The following is a 15,420-nucleotide window of genomic DNA, read 5'->3' on the forward strand; positions in this document are numbered from 1 at the left end:
TTATTTTATTTGCTCAGAAATCTTTATTAGACCTTTAATTGTAATATCTTGGTTATGTTTAACTTTCGATTTGATTGATTTTTTAAATAAATCAGAAAATCCACCAGTTAACACAACTTTAAAAGATTTTCTTGTCTCTTTCTTAATTAAATTAATCATATTGTCAATTAAACCGGCATAACCCCAAAAAAAACCTGATCTAACGGCAGAAAGCGTGTTGCTTCCTATTACTTTTTTTATTCGTTTAAGCTCAATTTTTGGAATTAAAGTGGCTCTATCTGATAAAGTATTAAGAGACAACTTAATTCCAGGAGCAATTATTCCCCCCATATACATATTTTTTATCAAGACATCAAAAGTTGTAGCAGTACCAAAATCTAAAATTATATAATTGTTTTTGTTATCCAATAAACTTATAGCGTTTGTAATTCTATCAGAGCCTACCTGCTTATAATCAACTTTAATTTTAATCATTGATTTTAAATTCAAATTTTTTACTTCATTACATTTAACTTTAGTGATTTTAGAAAAGTAGTTTTTTATAATTTTAAAAGTGTTTGGGACAACACTACAAAACAATATTTTTTCAATTTTATTTATTTGAATTTTATTTTTTTTAAATAAGATTTTTAATTGGTTATTACTTATTTTTTTTGAAATTAAAGTAATTCTTTTTAAAATTTTATTTCTTTTGGAAACTAAAAAAATTTTAGTGTCAGTATTTCCTATATCACCTAAAATATACATATTAATTAATTTATTTTATACATTTTTGATATTTTATTTTCAAAAACTATTTTCAAATTTTTTTCTAATTCAGATTTATTAATTTTTTTTCCTGTTATTCTATATAAATTTGTAGCTGGATAATTTTTAATATTTGGATTTTTAATTACATTAATTCCTATTCCTGTAATTAAAAATTTTTTATCTGATTTCGTTATAATTTCTTGTAAAATCCCACTAATCTTTTTCTTATTAATTAATAAATCGTTTGGTTTTTTAAAGTTAATTTTATTTTTTATATATTTAGAGAGTGTTTGTTTAACTAAATTACAATTTAACTTTGTAACTCTTTCTATTGAGAATTTTTTTTCATCAAATGGATGAAAAAAAGAGGCAAATAAATTACCTTTATATGAAATCCATTTTCTTCCATACTGACCTCGACCACTAAATTGTTTTTCAGCAACAACCATTCCAAATTTATAGTTAGTTTTTTTTATTATTCTTGCAGCTGTATCGTTAGTACTTTTTATTATTTTAAAATTAAATTTCTTAAATTTCATTAAATAATATTAATTCTTGATACTACCTCAATTAATTGGCTTGGAAATATGAAGTATAAAAGAATTAATATTGTAGAAAAAGTTAATGAAAATTTTAACCATAAACTATGATCCGTATCATATTTATCTTTTTCTTTATCAAAGTACATAATCTTGATTATTCTTAAGTAATAGAAAGCTGCAACAACAGTAGATAACAATCCAACAATAGCTAAAAAATACATTGATTGTTCTAAAACCGCTTTGAAAACATAAAACTTAGCAAAAAATCCTGCTAATGGTGGTATCCCTGCCAATGAAAATAATATTACAAGTAAAGAAAGTGATAATAATGGATGATTTTTCGATAAACCAGATAAGTCTTCAATATCTTCGTAATATTGATTATTTCTTCTAAGCATTAACAAACAAGAAAAAAGAGCCAAATTCATTACAACATAAATTGAAATATAAATTATTGAACTTTGAATTCCTTCATTAGAAGCAGTGGCAAGACCAGCCAATGTGTAGCCTATGTGTCCAATAGAGCTATAAGCAACTAGTCTTTTAATATTTGTTTGTCCAATTGCTGCAATTGCACCAAATAGCATTGAGGCAATAGATAAAAATACAATTATCATTTGCCATTGATCAATTAGGTTTAAAAATGGAACATATAAAAATCTGATAAATACAGTTAACGCAGCAATTTTTGGTACCATCGTGAAAAATAAAGTAACTGTAGTTGGGGATCCCTCGTATACATCTGGTGCCCACATATGGAATGGCACTGCTGAAATTTTAAATGCTAGACCTACTAAAATAAAAACTATCCCAAAAGTCAGCACATACTCATTTGAATTAAGTTGTGTGGAAATCACATCAAAGTTTGTAGATCCTGAAAAACCATAAATCAAAGAACATCCATAAAGTAATAATCCTGATGATAATGCACTTAATACAAAATATTTTAAACCCGCTTCAGATGATTTTAATTGATCTCTATTATAAGTTGCCAAAACGTATAAAGCTAATGATTGTAACTCTAGACCCATATAAAACACAATTAGATCATTAGAACTAATCATGACCATCATTCCCAGTACAGAACTCAAAATTAAAACTGGATATTCAATATTAAAAATTTTAAATATTTTTAAATAACTAGAAGAGATAACTAATACTAGAAAACCACCTAGCAATGTTATTATCTTCATAAATGAAGACATCTTATCTATTACAACACTACCATTAAACAAAGTTTCTCTATTCACAGAGAAAGTTTCGTTAATAGCTATTATAGCAGCAATTAAAAATACAAATAAAGACAAGTTAAAAGTAATGCCTGAGCTATTTTTTTTAAACACTCCCAATACAAGTAAAAACATTATTGATAATGAGATAAAAATTTCAGGTAAAACTAAATTTAAATTTTCCATATTATTTGCTCGCTAAATTAATATTATGCATATTTATTAAATCTGAAACTGAAACCTCAATCGTATTAATCAAAGGATCTGGATAAAAACCAAAAAATAAAGTTGGAATAGCTAAGCATGTTAAAATTAAATATTCTGATTTATTTAAATCCAACATTTTCTTTAAATCTTCATTAACTAATTTTCCAAAAACAACTCTTTTATACAACCAAAGCATATAAGCAGCCCCTAAAATAACTCCTAGACTTGCCAATACAGCTACTAAAAAATTATCCTTAAAGGCACCCATTAAAATTAAAAATTCACCGATAAAACCACTTGTTCCAGGTAATCCTAAAGCAGCTAATGTGAATAACATAAATAAAATCGAATACTTTGGTATTATAGCGACTATTCCACCATAAGAATTTATCATCCTTGAATGCATACGGTCATAAACAACACCAACACATAAAAATAGAGCTGCAGACACTAATCCATGACTAATCATCTGAATTATACTTCCCTCTATACCTTGTTGTTTAAGTGTAAAAATACCTAAAGTTACAAAACCCATATGTGCAACAGACGAGTATGCAATTAACTTTTTCATATCTTCCTGCATTAAAGCGATAAAAGATGTAAAAATTATTGCTATAATACTTAAAGTATAAATAAGAGGTGTGAATACTTCCGAAGCTACTGGAAATAACCCAAGTGAAAACCTAATAAAACCATATCCTGCCATTTTTAATAGTATAGCAGCTAATAAAACTGAACCGGCTGTAGGAGCTTCAACATGAGCATCTGGTAACCAAGTGTGAACAGGCCACATAGGTGTTTTTACTGCAAAAGAACTAAAGAAAGCTAACCATAATAAATTTTGGTATTTAGCGTCAATTCCAATTTCATAAAGTTTAACTACATCTGTTGTGCCTGATATCCAGTATATTGAAATGATCGCAACAAGCATCAACACTGATCCAAGCAAAGTATATAGAAAAAATTTAAATGCTGAATAAACACGTTTTGGACCACCCCAAATACCAATAATTAAAAACATTGGAATTAATCCAGCCTCAAAAAATAAATAAAAAACAACTAAATCAAGTGCACAAAACACACCAATCATGAAACTTTCCATGATTAAAATTGCAATTAAAAAATCTCTTAATCTATTTTTTACTGAATTGTTAACTGAAATAATACAAAGTGGAGTTATAAAAGTTGTTAAGATTATAAATAATATCGAAATTCCATCGACACCTACTTTATAATTAATAAATCCTTCAATCCATGTTCTGTCTTCAACAAATTGAAAATCAGATATACTTTGGTCAAATGATATCCACAAATAAATAGAAATTAAAAAATTAACTATACTTGTAAATAAAGCTACATATTTAGCTGTTGAATTATTTCCATCTTTATCTTTTGTAAAAAAAAGAAAAAGAGCTCCTATAGTAGGTAACAAGATTAAAGATGATAAAATTGGAAAGCTCATTATTTAACTATCAAGAAGGTTAATAAAGCAGAAAAACCTAACAACATTACAAAAGCATATTGATAGATAAAACCACTTTGAAATTTATTTGCTTTAATTGAACATTTTTTTATAAAAGAAGAAATTCCATCAGGACCAAATCCATCTATTATAATTCCATCACAAACTTTCCATAAAAATGTCCCTAGTTTTTTCGATGATTTAATAAAAATAACTTCATACAACTCATCGAAGTACCATTTATTGACAAGGAAATTGTATAAAGGTTTGTTCATTGAAGCTATTTCATTTGGCAACTCTTTATTCTTAACAAATAAGTAATAAGCAATAGGTATTGATAGGATAACTAAACTAGGTGTTAAAAGTAAAAACCATGTTGGTGGATGATCTGTGCTTAGAGGTTCTAAAAATTTGATTGATTCTGACCAAAAGTAATTTTCACCACCATGTCCAATGAACAAATCTTTAAATAACGCACCTGCAAAAATTGCACCAATAGAAAGCACAAATAACGGAACAAGCATTACCAAAGGTGACTCGTGCGTTTCCTCAATTTTAATCTCTTTATTATTATATTCGCCATGAAATGTTTTGAATATTAGTCTCCACGAATAAACTGACGTTAAAAACGCAGTAACTATTCCAATACCAGCTGCATAATAACCTGTTGTATTTCCTTTCAAATATGCAAATTCAATAATCGCATCTTTTGAATAAAAGCCTGATAAAAAAGGAAAACCTGTTAAAGCAAGAGTTCCTATAATCATTAAAGCATAAGTGTAAGGTAATTTTCTCCATACACCTCCCATGTTATTAATATTTTGCTCATCTTTAAAAGCATGAATTACTGATCCTGATCCTAAAAATAATAAAGCTTTAAAAAAAGCATGCGTAAATAAATGAAACATAGCAACATTGTAAGCTCCTACACCAGCTGCGAAAAACATGTAACCTAACTGACTGCAAGTTGAATAAGCAATTATTTTTTTAATATCTGTTTGAACCAAAGCAACCGTTGCAGCAAAAAAAGCTGTTGTCATTCCAACTACAGTAATCAAATTTAAAATTACTGGAGAAAATTCATATATAGGTGAGCATCTAACAACTAAAAACACGCCTGCAGTTACCATTGTTGCAGCGTGAATTAGAGCAGAAACTGGTGTTGGTCCTTCCATTGCATCTGGTAGCCAAGTATGAAGTAAGATTTGAGCTGATTTACCCATAGCTCCGATAAATAACAGTAAACAAACCAAATCTATCGCTTTAACCTCAAAACCTAAAAAGGATAAATTTTTATCTACAACAGTTGGAATTTGTTGGAAAACTTCATCATAATTGACAGTCCCAAACAAATAAAAGACTAAAAAAATACCTAATGCAAAACCGAAGTCACCTACTCTATTAACAACAAAAGCTTTAATTGCAGCTGCATTAGCACTCTCTTTTTTAAACCAAAAACCAATTAAGAAGTAAGAACAGAGACCAACTCCCTCCCAACCAAAGAATAGTTGAATAAAATTATCTGACGTTACAAGCATTAACATTGCAAACGTAAATAATGATAGGTAAGCCATAAATCTTGGTTTATGTGGGTCGTGAGACATGTATCCGATAGAATAAATATGGACTAATGCTGATACAGAAGTAACTACAACCAACATCACAGCTGATAGAGGATCAATTAACATTGACCAATTAACATCAAGTGAACCTGAATTAATCCAAGTTGCTATAACAATATTTTCCTCATATTGATTAACAATTACCTGATACAATACAATTATTGATAAAATTGCAGATATAGAAACTAATGCACTAGTTACTATTTCAGAATTTCTATCACCAATGTAACGCCCAAAAAAACCTGAAATAATTGAGGCTATTAGTGGAAGAAATAAAATTGAAAGTTCCATTATTATCCTTTTAACTCATCAATTTCTTCAACTCTGATAGTTCCAGAGTTTCTATAGTAAACAACGATTATAGCTAAACCGATCGCAGCTTCTGCAGCTGCTACAGTTAAAATAAATAAGGTAAATACTTGACCAGCTAAATCTCCGAGAAAAATTGAAAAAGCAACTAAATTGATATTTACAGCTAATAAAATCAACTCAATACTCATCAATATAACAATAATATTTTTTCTATTAAGAAAAATTCCAATAACTCCTATTGAAAATATAACAGCGCCTAAAGTTAAATAGTGTCCTAAACCTATCTCAGTCATCTATTTTAACTCCTTTGTTAGAAGCAACTTCTACAACACTTACTCCTTCAGCTCTTTCACGAGAAATTTGTTTTATATAACTTTGTCTTTTGACGTTTGACCTTTGTCTAAAAGTCAGAACGATTGCTCCAACCATTGCAACTAACAAAATCATACCACTAATTTGAAATACATGTATGTAATCAGTGTATAATATTTGACCTAATGAGTGTGTGTTACTTAAGTCTGAAACTTTTGATGAATTGTTAATATCAAAAATCTCTGGTTTGTATTTCCATCCACCAATTACAATAATTAGTTCAAAGAAAATGATTGTACTAATAATTAATCCAACAGGAATATGTTTTGAGCTAGCAGCAGAGGCAAACCATTGATTTTTTTGTTGAGCAACATTTAGCATCATTACAACAAAAAGAAATAAAACTGCTACGGCTCCAACGTAAACAATTAACATTATCATCCCCAAAAACTCGGCACCAATCATAATAAATAGACAAGAAATACTGATAAAATCTAATATTAAAAAGAAAACTGAGTGGACAGTATTTTTAGATACTGTAACCATTATTGCAGACACAACTGCAATTATAGAAAAAGTGTAGAAGAAAATAGCGTGAGCAATCATTTATCTATGTGAACTATCCGCTTTAATATTAGCGTCTAGAATATTCTCCCATCTGTCACCGTTATCTAATAATTTCTCTTTTGTGTAATATAATTCTTCTCTTGTCTCAGTCGAAAATTCAAAATTTGGACCTTGGACTATAGCATCAACAGGGCAAGCTTCTTCACATAGACCACAATAAATGCATTTCATCATATCAATGTCATAACGAGTAGTTTTTCTACTGCCATCTTCTCTTTGAGCAGATTCAATTGTAATTGCTTGAGCTGGACATACAGCTTCACAAAGTTTGCATGCTATACATCTTTCTTCTCCATTTGGATATCTTCTTAAAGCGTGCTCACCTCTAAATCTTGGGCTAATTTTTCCTTTTTCAAAAGGATAATTGATTGTTTTTTTTGGTTTAAACAATTCTTTTATTGCAATGAACAAGCCGCCTACAAAATCAACCATGAAAATAGTTTTAAAAAATCTAGATAAATTCATAATTAGTTTGTTGGTAAAAGGTTAAAGTAAAATAAATAACTCGCAGTTAAAACAACCCAAGTTAATGACAAAGGAAGAAATACTTTCCAACCTAATCTCATTAATTGGTCATATCTATATCTTGGTACAATTGCTTTTACTAAAGCAAATAAGAAAAATAAAAGTAAAATTTTTAAAATTAACCAAATTGCACCTGGAATTAAAGTAAATGGATAAATATCTATTGGAGATAACCAACCACCTAAGAATAATACAGCTCCCATAGCACACATCAATAAGATGTTTGCATACTCACCTAACCAAAACATTGCATACATCATTCCTGAATATTCTGTCTGGTATCCAGCAACTAATTCTGCTTCAGCTTCAGGTAAATCAAAAGGTGGTCTATTAGTTTCAGCTAAAGCAGAGATAAAAAATATTACAAACATTGGAAATAACGGAATTACAAACCATAGATTTTGTTGAGCAATTACGATGTCATTCAAATTCAATGAGCCTACGCACAACAATACATTGATGATAATAACTCCAATAGAAACTTCATATGATACCATTTGAGCCGCAGATCTAATTGCACCTAGGAAAGGATATTTAGAGTTTGAAGCCCATCCTCCCATAATTATTCCATAAACACCTAGCGATGAAACAGCAAATAGATAAAGTATACCGACATTAATATCAGCTAAGACCTGTGTTGCACTAAATGGTATAACAGCCCAAGCTATCAAAGCTAATGTCATAGTAACGATAGGTGCTAATATGAAGATTACTTTGTTTGAGCTTGATGGGATGATTATTTCTTTAAAAATATATTTCAACGCATCAGCTAATGATTGAAGTAATCCAAATGGTCCAACTACATTAGGTCCTTGTCTTTTTTGGACAAAAGCCCAAACTCGTCTATCTAGCCAAACAATCATAGCTACAGAAACCAAAACTGGAACTAACAAAAATAGAATTTTGTATACCTCTTGAAAGACTATATTCAAATATTCCATCTTAACCTTCTGTGCCTGTTGATTTTAAATTCATTTTTGCATTATTGCACTCGATCATTGTTTTTGATGATTTAGCAACAACATTAGAAAAATAATAATCTTTAATTTCAATTTTTAAATTTTCATTATTAAAATCAGAATTCAAGTTGTTATTATTTTGTTCAGTTTGTTTTTCACTTTGCAATTTTAAATAATTTAACATGCTGCTATCTAGCTCTTCTTTATCGTTAAACAATTTTCTATTATTCATGAATTCAGCTAGTTCATTTATTATCTGCCAATCTTCTTTTGCATCTCCAGGTGGATAAGAAGCCTTAAATGCTTTTTGAATTTTTCCCTCTAAATTTGTATAATAACCGTCTTGTTCTGTATAAGCTGAGCCAGGTAAAATTATATCTGCACACTCTGCCCCTTTGTCACCATGGCTCCCTTGATAAATAACAAATTCATTTTTTTTAACAAAATTTAAATTATCTTGACCTATTAAAAACACTATTTCAAATTTATTTGATTTTAAATCTTCTATTAAATTTGTTTTATTATTTAAAACTCCTAAATCAAAATTTCCTACAGTTGCTGCGTCACATGATAAAACATTCAAAGGATTCCACTCTTCTGAGAACTTGTTTTTTTTATTCAAAAAATCTTTTAAATTATCAAATAAATATTGTGCATTTTCTAATCTTAATAAAGACTCACCAATAATTATCATTGGTTTTTTTGCTTTTTCTATTTCTTTTGAAAGTTTATGTGTGTCATCTATAATTTCTTTTATTGTTTTAGTTTGTCCATCTAAGCTTTCATAAGGATAAGTTAGATCTCCACAATCATTTAATGATACAATTCTCGTACTATTATTTAGATAAGATTTTCTAATTCTTGCATTTAAAATTGTGGCTTCATACCTAGGATTGGCGCCTAACAATAAAATTAAATCAGCATCTTCAATTCCGTTAATTGAGGAATTAAACAAATAATTTTCTCTTTTTGAAATATTAATATATCTATTATCTGATCTTGATTCATAATTATCAGTTTCAAGTGTTCGGTCAAAAAATTCTTTAAAAATGTACGCAGTTTCCATGTTTGTTAAATCTCCAACAAAACCAGATACTTTTTCTTTTGATGTATTTTCTAATTTAGATTTTATTATTTTATAAACTTCTTGCCACGTAGCTTTCTCAAATTTACCATTGTATTTAATATATGGGGTATCCAATCTTTGATGAAGTAAGCCATCACACGCATATCTAGTTTTATCTGAAATCCATTCTTCGTTAATATCTTCATTAATTATTGGAAGAACTCTTTTTACTTCCCAATCGTATGTATCAACTCTAATGTTTGAACCGATTGCATCCATAACATCAATTGTTTCAGTCTTTTTTAATTCCCATGGTCTCGCTTCAAAAACATAAGGTTTTGATGTCAAAGCTCCAACAGGACATAAATCAACTACATTGGCAGATAATTCTGATTGCATTGATTGCTCAAGATATGTTGTAATTTGCATATCCTCACCCCTACCTATAGCACCAAGTTCTGGGACTCCTGCAACTTCAGTGGCAAATCGCACACATCTTGTACAATGTATACATCTTGTCATTTGAGTTTTGATTAATGGTCCCATATTTTTTTCAGGAACTACTCTTTTGTTTTCTTTAAATCTTGATTTATCTACCCCATAAAACATTGATTGATCTTGAAGATCACACTCACCACCTTGGTCACATACAGGACAATCTAGAGGATGATTTGCTAGTAAAAATTCCATTACACCTTTTCTAGCCTTTTCAACTAAACTTGTGTTTGTTTTAATGTTCATTCCTTCGGCAGCGGGCATTGCGCATGATGCAATGGGTTTCGGTGATTTCTCCATTTCCACCAAACACATTCTACAATTTCCAGCTATAGATAATTTTTCATGATAACAAAATCTAGGTATCTCAACTCCTGCTTTTTCACAGGCTTGAAGAACTGTTAGTCCTTCTTCAACTTCTACATCAATGTCATTTACTTTTAATTTAAGCATTTTTTTTATCTAATAAATGTTGATCAACCAAATAAGGTATATTATTTTTTTTCTGAACAATTGGGTCCAAATTGTTTCTTTCTTGAATTTCTTTTTTAAAATGTCTTAACAAACCTTGAACTGGCCATGAAGAACCTTCACCAAACGCACAAATTGTATGACCAGCGATTTGGGTTGTTACATCTCCTAACATGTCAACTTCATCTTTAGTTGCATCGCCTTTTGCCATACGCTCAAGCATCCGCCACATCCACCCAGAACCTTCTCTGCAAGGTGTACATTGTCCACAACTTTCATGTTTGTAAAATCTCGCAATTCTCGCCATACATTTAATAATGTCTTGATCTTTATTGATAACCACTATTCCTGCAGTTCCTAATCCACTTTTTTCTTCGACACACGCATCAAAATCCATCTTTAATGTTTCACATCTATCTTTTGGAATTAGAGGCATAGAAGATCCACCTGGTATTACAGCTTGTAAATTATCCCATCCACCAATCACTCCACCAGCGTGAACTTCTATTAATTCTTTTAATGGAATACTCATTTCCTCTTCTACATTACAAGGATTATTAACGTTTCCAGAAATACAGAAAATTTTAGTACCAGTATTTTTTTCTCTTCCTAAAGAAGCAAACCATTTAGCTCCTCTTCTTAGAATAGTTGGCACCACAGCAATCGTTTCAACATTATTAATTATAGTTGGGCATCCATATAAACCAATCAAAGCTGGAAAAGGTGGTTTTAATCTTGGTTGACCTTTTTTACCCTCTAAACTTTCAAGTAATGCTGTTTCTTCACCACAAATATACGCTCCTGCTCCATAGTGGATATAAATATCTAAATCCCACCCAGTTCCAGCTGCATTTTTTCCTAATAGTTTTTTCTCATAAGCCTCATCAATTGCAGCTTGGAGTTTTTGACCATCAACAAAATATTCTCCTCTAATATATATGTAGCAGACGTGTGCTTGAACTGCGTATGATGCTATTAGACAACCCTCTATTAATTTATGAGGTTCAAATCTTAAAATATCTCTATCTTTACAAGTGCCTGGTTCGGACTCATCACCATTAATAACCAAATAATGTGGTCTTGATCCAACTTCTTTTGGTGCAAATGACCACTTTAAACCTGTAGGAAATCCTGCTCCACCTCGACCTCTAAGCTGAGATTCTTTAATTTCATTAATAATCCAATCTCTTCCTTTTTCAGTAATTTCTTTAGTATTTACCCAATCACCTCTTGATTGTGACGCTGCTACATCAGAGCCTTTATCATTATATAAATTTTGAAAAATTCTATCTTGATCTTTAAGCATTTTTTAAATCCGTTAATGTTTTTCTATTGTTCTCTGGCTCATTATTAATTCTTCCTCTGTATGAACCTGGTTTTGGAGTTTCTCCATTTAAAATTTTATCCAAAATCTCAGATGTTTTTTCTTTATCAAGATCTTCGTAATAATCATCATTAATTTGCATCATAGGAGCAGTCACGCAAGCACCTAAGCATTCAACTTCCATCCATGAACAACTCTTATCGCTTGATAATTCACATTCATTTTCAGAAATTTTTTCCTTACAAGCTTCAACCAATTTATTTGCACCTCTAATCATACATGGTGTTGTGGTACATACTTGAACAAAATATTTTCCAACAGGTGATAAATTGTACATTGTGTAGAAAGTAGCTACCTCATAAACTTTTATATAAGGCATGTTTAAAAACTTAGCGATATACTTCATTGCAGCTAATGGTATCCAATTATTATTTTGTCTTTGAGCAATATAAAGTAAGGCCATCACAGCACTTTGTTGTTTTCCTTTTGGATATTTAGCAACAATATTATTTGCTGCATCTAAAGATGAAGCATTAAATTCAAAACTTTCTGGTTGATCTTTTGCTGGTTTCCTTAAACTCATCTATCCACCTCACCAAAAACAATATCTAATGAACCTAGAACAGCTGGTACATCTGCTAACATGTGTCCTTTAATTAAATAATCCATTGATTGCAAATGTGAAAATCCTGGTGCTCTAATCTTGCATTTGTAGGGTTTGCTCGAACCATCAGAAATTAAATATACTCCAAATTCTCCCTTTGGTGCTTCAACAGCTGTATAAATTTCATCCTTAGGTACTCTATATCCCTCTGTAAATAATTTAAAATGATGAATTAACGCTTCCATTGATTGTTTAATATCTTTTTTTGATGGTGGACTAATTTTACCATCTAATGATTTAATTGGACCTTTTTCCATTTTAGATAAACACTGTTTGATAATAGAAACACTCTCTTTCATCTCTTCAATTCTGCATAAATATCTATCGTAACAATCACCATTTTTTCCAACTGGTATTTTAAAATCTAAATCTTCATAACAATCATAAGGTTGAGACTTTCTTAAATCCCAAGGTACTCCTGATCCTCTAATCATAACTCCTGAAAAAGAATAATCTAAAGCATCCTCTTTACTTACAATTCCAATATCAACATTTCTTTGTTTGAAAATTCTATTGTCTGTTAAAAGACTTTCCAAATCATTAATCACTTTTGGAAATGTATCGCAAAAGTTTGAGATATCTTCCTCTAAACCTTTTGGTAAATCTTGGTGAACACCTCCTGCTCTAAAGTAGTTGGCGTGTAATCTTGATCCAGAAGCTCGTTCGTAAAATGTCATTAATGTTTCTCGTTCTTCAAAACCCCAAAGTGATGGAGTTAAAGCGCCAACATCAAGTGCTTGAGTTGTTACGTTAAGAATATGACTTAATATTCGTCCTATTTCACAAAAAATAACCCTTATATACTGAGCTCTGATCGGCACATCTATTTTAAGAATTTTTTCTACAGCAAGAGCAAAGGCATGTTCTTGATTCATTGGAGCTACGTAATCCAAACGGTCAAAATAAGGAACAGCCTGCATATATGTTTTGTTTTCAATTAATTTTTCAGTGCCTCTGTGAAGCAAACCTATATGTGGGTCTGCTTTTTCAACAACCTCACCGTCTAATTCTAATATTAATCTTAATACACCGTGAGCTGCTGGATGTTGAGGACCAAAATTTAGATTTAAATTTTTAATTTTTTTTGTCATTATTTTCAATTTCTTCTTTAATGTATTTTGTTCCTTCCCAAGGACTCTCATAATCAAAATTTCTATAATTTTGCTCTAGTTTAACTGGTTCGCTAATAACTTTTTTTTGATCTTCGCTATATCTAACTTCAGAATGACCAGTTAAAGGAAAATCTTTTCTTAAAGGATGTCCTTCGAATCCATAATCTGTAAGTATTCTTCTTAAATCGGGATGATCTTTGAAATTTACACCATACATGTCAAAAACTTCTCTTTCCATCCAATTTGCTGCAGGAAAAACACTTGTTAAAGAAGGTATAACTTCATTTTCAGAAATGGAGTATTTTAGAACTAGTCTTTGATTAAATTCATGACTTAAAAATAAGTAAACTACTTGAAATCTTTGATTATTTTCAGGATAATCCACAACAGTAATATCTATTAACTGCCGAAATTTTGTATCAAGATTAGTTTTTAAGAATAAAATTACATCTAAAAAATCATCTTTATCTGTTTCTAGATAAATTTGATTATGTTTTATTTCTGAATTATTAATTTTCGTAGTTAATTCAGAATTAATTTTTTTTTCTAGATCCTCTAAACTATTCATGACTATCTTATAAAAGATCCTTTTTTTCTAATTTTTTTTTGTAATTGCAAAATTCCATATAATAATGCCTCCGCAGAAGGAGGGCATCCTGGAACATAAACGTCAACTGGAACTATACGATCACACCCTCTAACAACTGAATATGAATAATGATAATAACCTCCACCATTAGCACAGCTACCCATAGAAATTACATATCTAGGTTCTGGCATTTGATCATAGACCTTTCTTAATGCTGGTGCCATTTTGTTGGTCAATGTTCCGGCAACAATCATCACATCTGATTGTCTTGGTGATCCACGCGGAGCAGCTCCAAATCTTTCTAAGTCATATCTTGGCATTGCTGTTTGCATCATTTCAACTGCACAGCATGCAAGACCAAAAGTCATCCAATGCAAAGAGCCAGATCTGGACCAATTAATTAAATTATCCAACGATGTCGTTATAAAACCATTTTTACTAAAATCTTTAGCAAGTTGTTTAAACTCTTCAGGAACTTGTTCTATTTTATCGTTCATTAAATTAATTTTATTCCCAATCTAGAGCACCTTTTTTCCATTCATAAATAAAACCAACTGTTAGTATGAATAGAAAAATCATCATTGATGAAAAACCTAATAGACCAATGTTTCCTAATGATATTGCCCATGGAAATAAAAAGGCAATTTCAAGATCAAATATAATAAATAGAATTGCAACTAAGTAAAATCTTACATCAAACTCCATTCTAGAGTCTTGAAATGGTTCGAAACCACATTCATACGCAGACAACTTTTCTGGATCAGGTTTTTTTGGAGAAAGTAAAAAATTTAACACTACAAAAGCAACACTCAAACCAAGAGCAATAACTAAAAATAGAATAATCGGTAGGTAATCTTTTAAAAATTCAGATAACATGAAAATCTATATATCAGTTTTTATCTGATGTTGAAGGGAAGATAAGTCACATTTTATTAATATTAACAGACAGTTTATTGGGTAAAAAGTGGCGGGAGTGAAGGGACTCGAACCCTCGACCTATCGCGTGACAGGCGATCGCTCTAACCAACTGAGCTACACCCCCACTTAATTTGTTTGGTGGGCAGTAAAGGACTCGAACCTTTGACCCCCTCGGTGTAAACGAGATGCTCTACCAACTGAGCTAACCGCCCCAAAACAGAGCTACTTATTACA

The 15,420-nt window shown here is 30.4% G+C and carries 16 protein-coding genes and 2 tRNA genes; all 18 read right to left on the reverse strand.

Translation table 11 applies throughout. The features are described from left to right. A complete protein-coding gene (locus tag ACTTAX_RS01980; RefSeq protein WP_440692442.1) occupies positions 1-747 on the reverse strand; it encodes a type III pantothenate kinase in 747 nt (248 codons plus the stop codon). Positions 748-752: 5 nt separating this feature from the next. Further along, positions 753-1,289, reverse strand: coding sequence for a biotin--[acetyl-CoA-carboxylase] ligase (locus ACTTAX_RS01985; RefSeq protein ID WP_440692444.1), 537 nt, complete (start codon positions 1,287-1,289; stop codon positions 753-755). Next, positions 1,289-2,707 (reverse strand): NADH-quinone oxidoreductase subunit NuoN, encoded by a 1,419-nt coding sequence (gene nuoN / locus ACTTAX_RS01990; protein WP_440692446.1) that lies wholly within the window; start codon positions 2,705-2,707, stop codon positions 1,289-1,291. Before nuoN ends, ACTTAX_RS01985 begins: the two co-directional genes overlap by 1 nt. 1 nt (position 2,708) lies before the next feature. After that, positions 2,709-4,190 carry an NADH-quinone oxidoreductase subunit M gene (locus ACTTAX_RS01995; protein WP_440692448.1) on the reverse strand — a complete coding sequence of 494 codons (1,482 nt, stop codon included), beginning with the start codon at positions 4,188-4,190 and terminating at the stop codon, positions 2,709-2,711. Next, positions 4,190-6,103, reverse strand: a complete 1,914-nt coding sequence (gene nuoL / locus ACTTAX_RS02000) for an NADH-quinone oxidoreductase subunit L (RefSeq protein WP_440692450.1) — start codon at positions 6,101-6,103, stop codon at positions 4,190-4,192. Before nuoL ends, ACTTAX_RS01995 begins: the two co-directional genes overlap by 1 nt. A 2-nt stretch (positions 6,104-6,105) precedes the next feature. After that, on the reverse strand, positions 6,106-6,417 hold the full coding sequence (nuoK, locus tag ACTTAX_RS02005) for an NADH-quinone oxidoreductase subunit NuoK (protein WP_075506644.1): 312 nt from the start codon (positions 6,415-6,417) through the stop codon (positions 6,106-6,108). After that, positions 6,410-7,042 carry an NADH-quinone oxidoreductase subunit J gene (locus ACTTAX_RS02010; protein WP_440618509.1) on the reverse strand — a complete coding sequence of 211 codons (633 nt, stop codon included), beginning with the start codon at positions 7,040-7,042 and terminating at the stop codon, positions 6,410-6,412. Before ACTTAX_RS02010 ends, nuoK begins: the two co-directional genes overlap by 8 nt. Then, positions 7,043-7,528, reverse strand: a complete 486-nt coding sequence (gene nuoI / locus ACTTAX_RS02015) for an NADH-quinone oxidoreductase subunit NuoI (protein ID WP_075506642.1) — start codon at positions 7,526-7,528, stop codon at positions 7,043-7,045. A gap of 2 nt (positions 7,529-7,530) precedes the next feature. Further along, positions 7,531-8,529, reverse strand: a complete 999-nt coding sequence (gene nuoH, locus ACTTAX_RS02020) for an NADH-quinone oxidoreductase subunit NuoH (RefSeq protein ID WP_440692452.1) — start codon at positions 8,527-8,529, stop codon at positions 7,531-7,533. 1 nt (position 8,530) lies between these two features. Further along, complete coding sequence (gene nuoG / locus ACTTAX_RS02025; protein WP_440692454.1) at positions 8,531-10,561, reverse strand: NADH-quinone oxidoreductase subunit NuoG; 2,031 nt, start codon at positions 10,559-10,561, stop codon at positions 8,531-8,533. Next, positions 10,554-11,885 carry an NADH-quinone oxidoreductase subunit NuoF gene (nuoF, locus tag ACTTAX_RS02030; RefSeq protein ID WP_075506639.1) on the reverse strand — a complete coding sequence of 444 codons (1,332 nt, stop codon included), beginning with the start codon at positions 11,883-11,885 and terminating at the stop codon, positions 10,554-10,556. The genes nuoG and nuoF overlap by 8 nt, the downstream gene beginning before the upstream one ends. Beyond that, positions 11,878-12,486 carry an NADH-quinone oxidoreductase subunit NuoE gene (nuoE, locus tag ACTTAX_RS02035; protein WP_440692456.1) on the reverse strand — a complete coding sequence of 203 codons (609 nt, stop codon included), beginning with the start codon at positions 12,484-12,486 and terminating at the stop codon, positions 11,878-11,880. The genes nuoF and nuoE overlap by 8 nt, the downstream gene beginning before the upstream one ends. Beyond that, the gene (locus ACTTAX_RS02040) at positions 12,483-13,658 is read right to left on the reverse strand and encodes an NADH-quinone oxidoreductase subunit D (RefSeq protein ID WP_218836792.1); all 1,176 of its coding nucleotides are present in this window, start codon (positions 13,656-13,658) and stop codon (positions 12,483-12,485) included. Before ACTTAX_RS02040 ends, nuoE begins: the two co-directional genes overlap by 4 nt. Further along, complete coding sequence (locus ACTTAX_RS02045; RefSeq protein ID WP_075506636.1) at positions 13,642-14,247, reverse strand: NADH-quinone oxidoreductase subunit C; 606 nt, start codon at positions 14,245-14,247, stop codon at positions 13,642-13,644. The genes ACTTAX_RS02040 and ACTTAX_RS02045 overlap by 17 nt, the downstream gene beginning before the upstream one ends. Before the next feature lie 2 nt (positions 14,248-14,249). Then, positions 14,250-14,765 (reverse strand): NuoB/complex I 20 kDa subunit family protein, encoded by a 516-nt coding sequence (locus ACTTAX_RS02050; protein ID WP_425321967.1) that lies wholly within the window; start codon positions 14,763-14,765, stop codon positions 14,250-14,252. A 10-nt stretch (positions 14,766-14,775) separates the two neighbouring features. Continuing rightward, positions 14,776-15,144 (reverse strand): NADH-quinone oxidoreductase subunit A, encoded by a 369-nt coding sequence (locus ACTTAX_RS02055; protein ID WP_075506634.1) that lies wholly within the window; start codon positions 15,142-15,144, stop codon positions 14,776-14,778. A gap of 89 nt (positions 15,145-15,233) precedes the next feature. Continuing rightward, positions 15,234-15,310: transfer RNA gene (locus tag ACTTAX_RS02060), tRNA-Asp, on the reverse strand. Between the two features lie 12 nt (positions 15,311-15,322). After that, a tRNA-Val gene (locus tag ACTTAX_RS02065) sits at positions 15,323-15,398 on the reverse strand. Positions 15,399-15,420 lie beyond the last annotated feature (22 nt).

The sequence above is a fragment of the Candidatus Pelagibacter sp. HIMB1695 genome (genome assembly GCF_052047655.1).
Lineage (GTDB): Bacteria > Pseudomonadota > Alphaproteobacteria > Pelagibacterales > Pelagibacteraceae > Pelagibacter.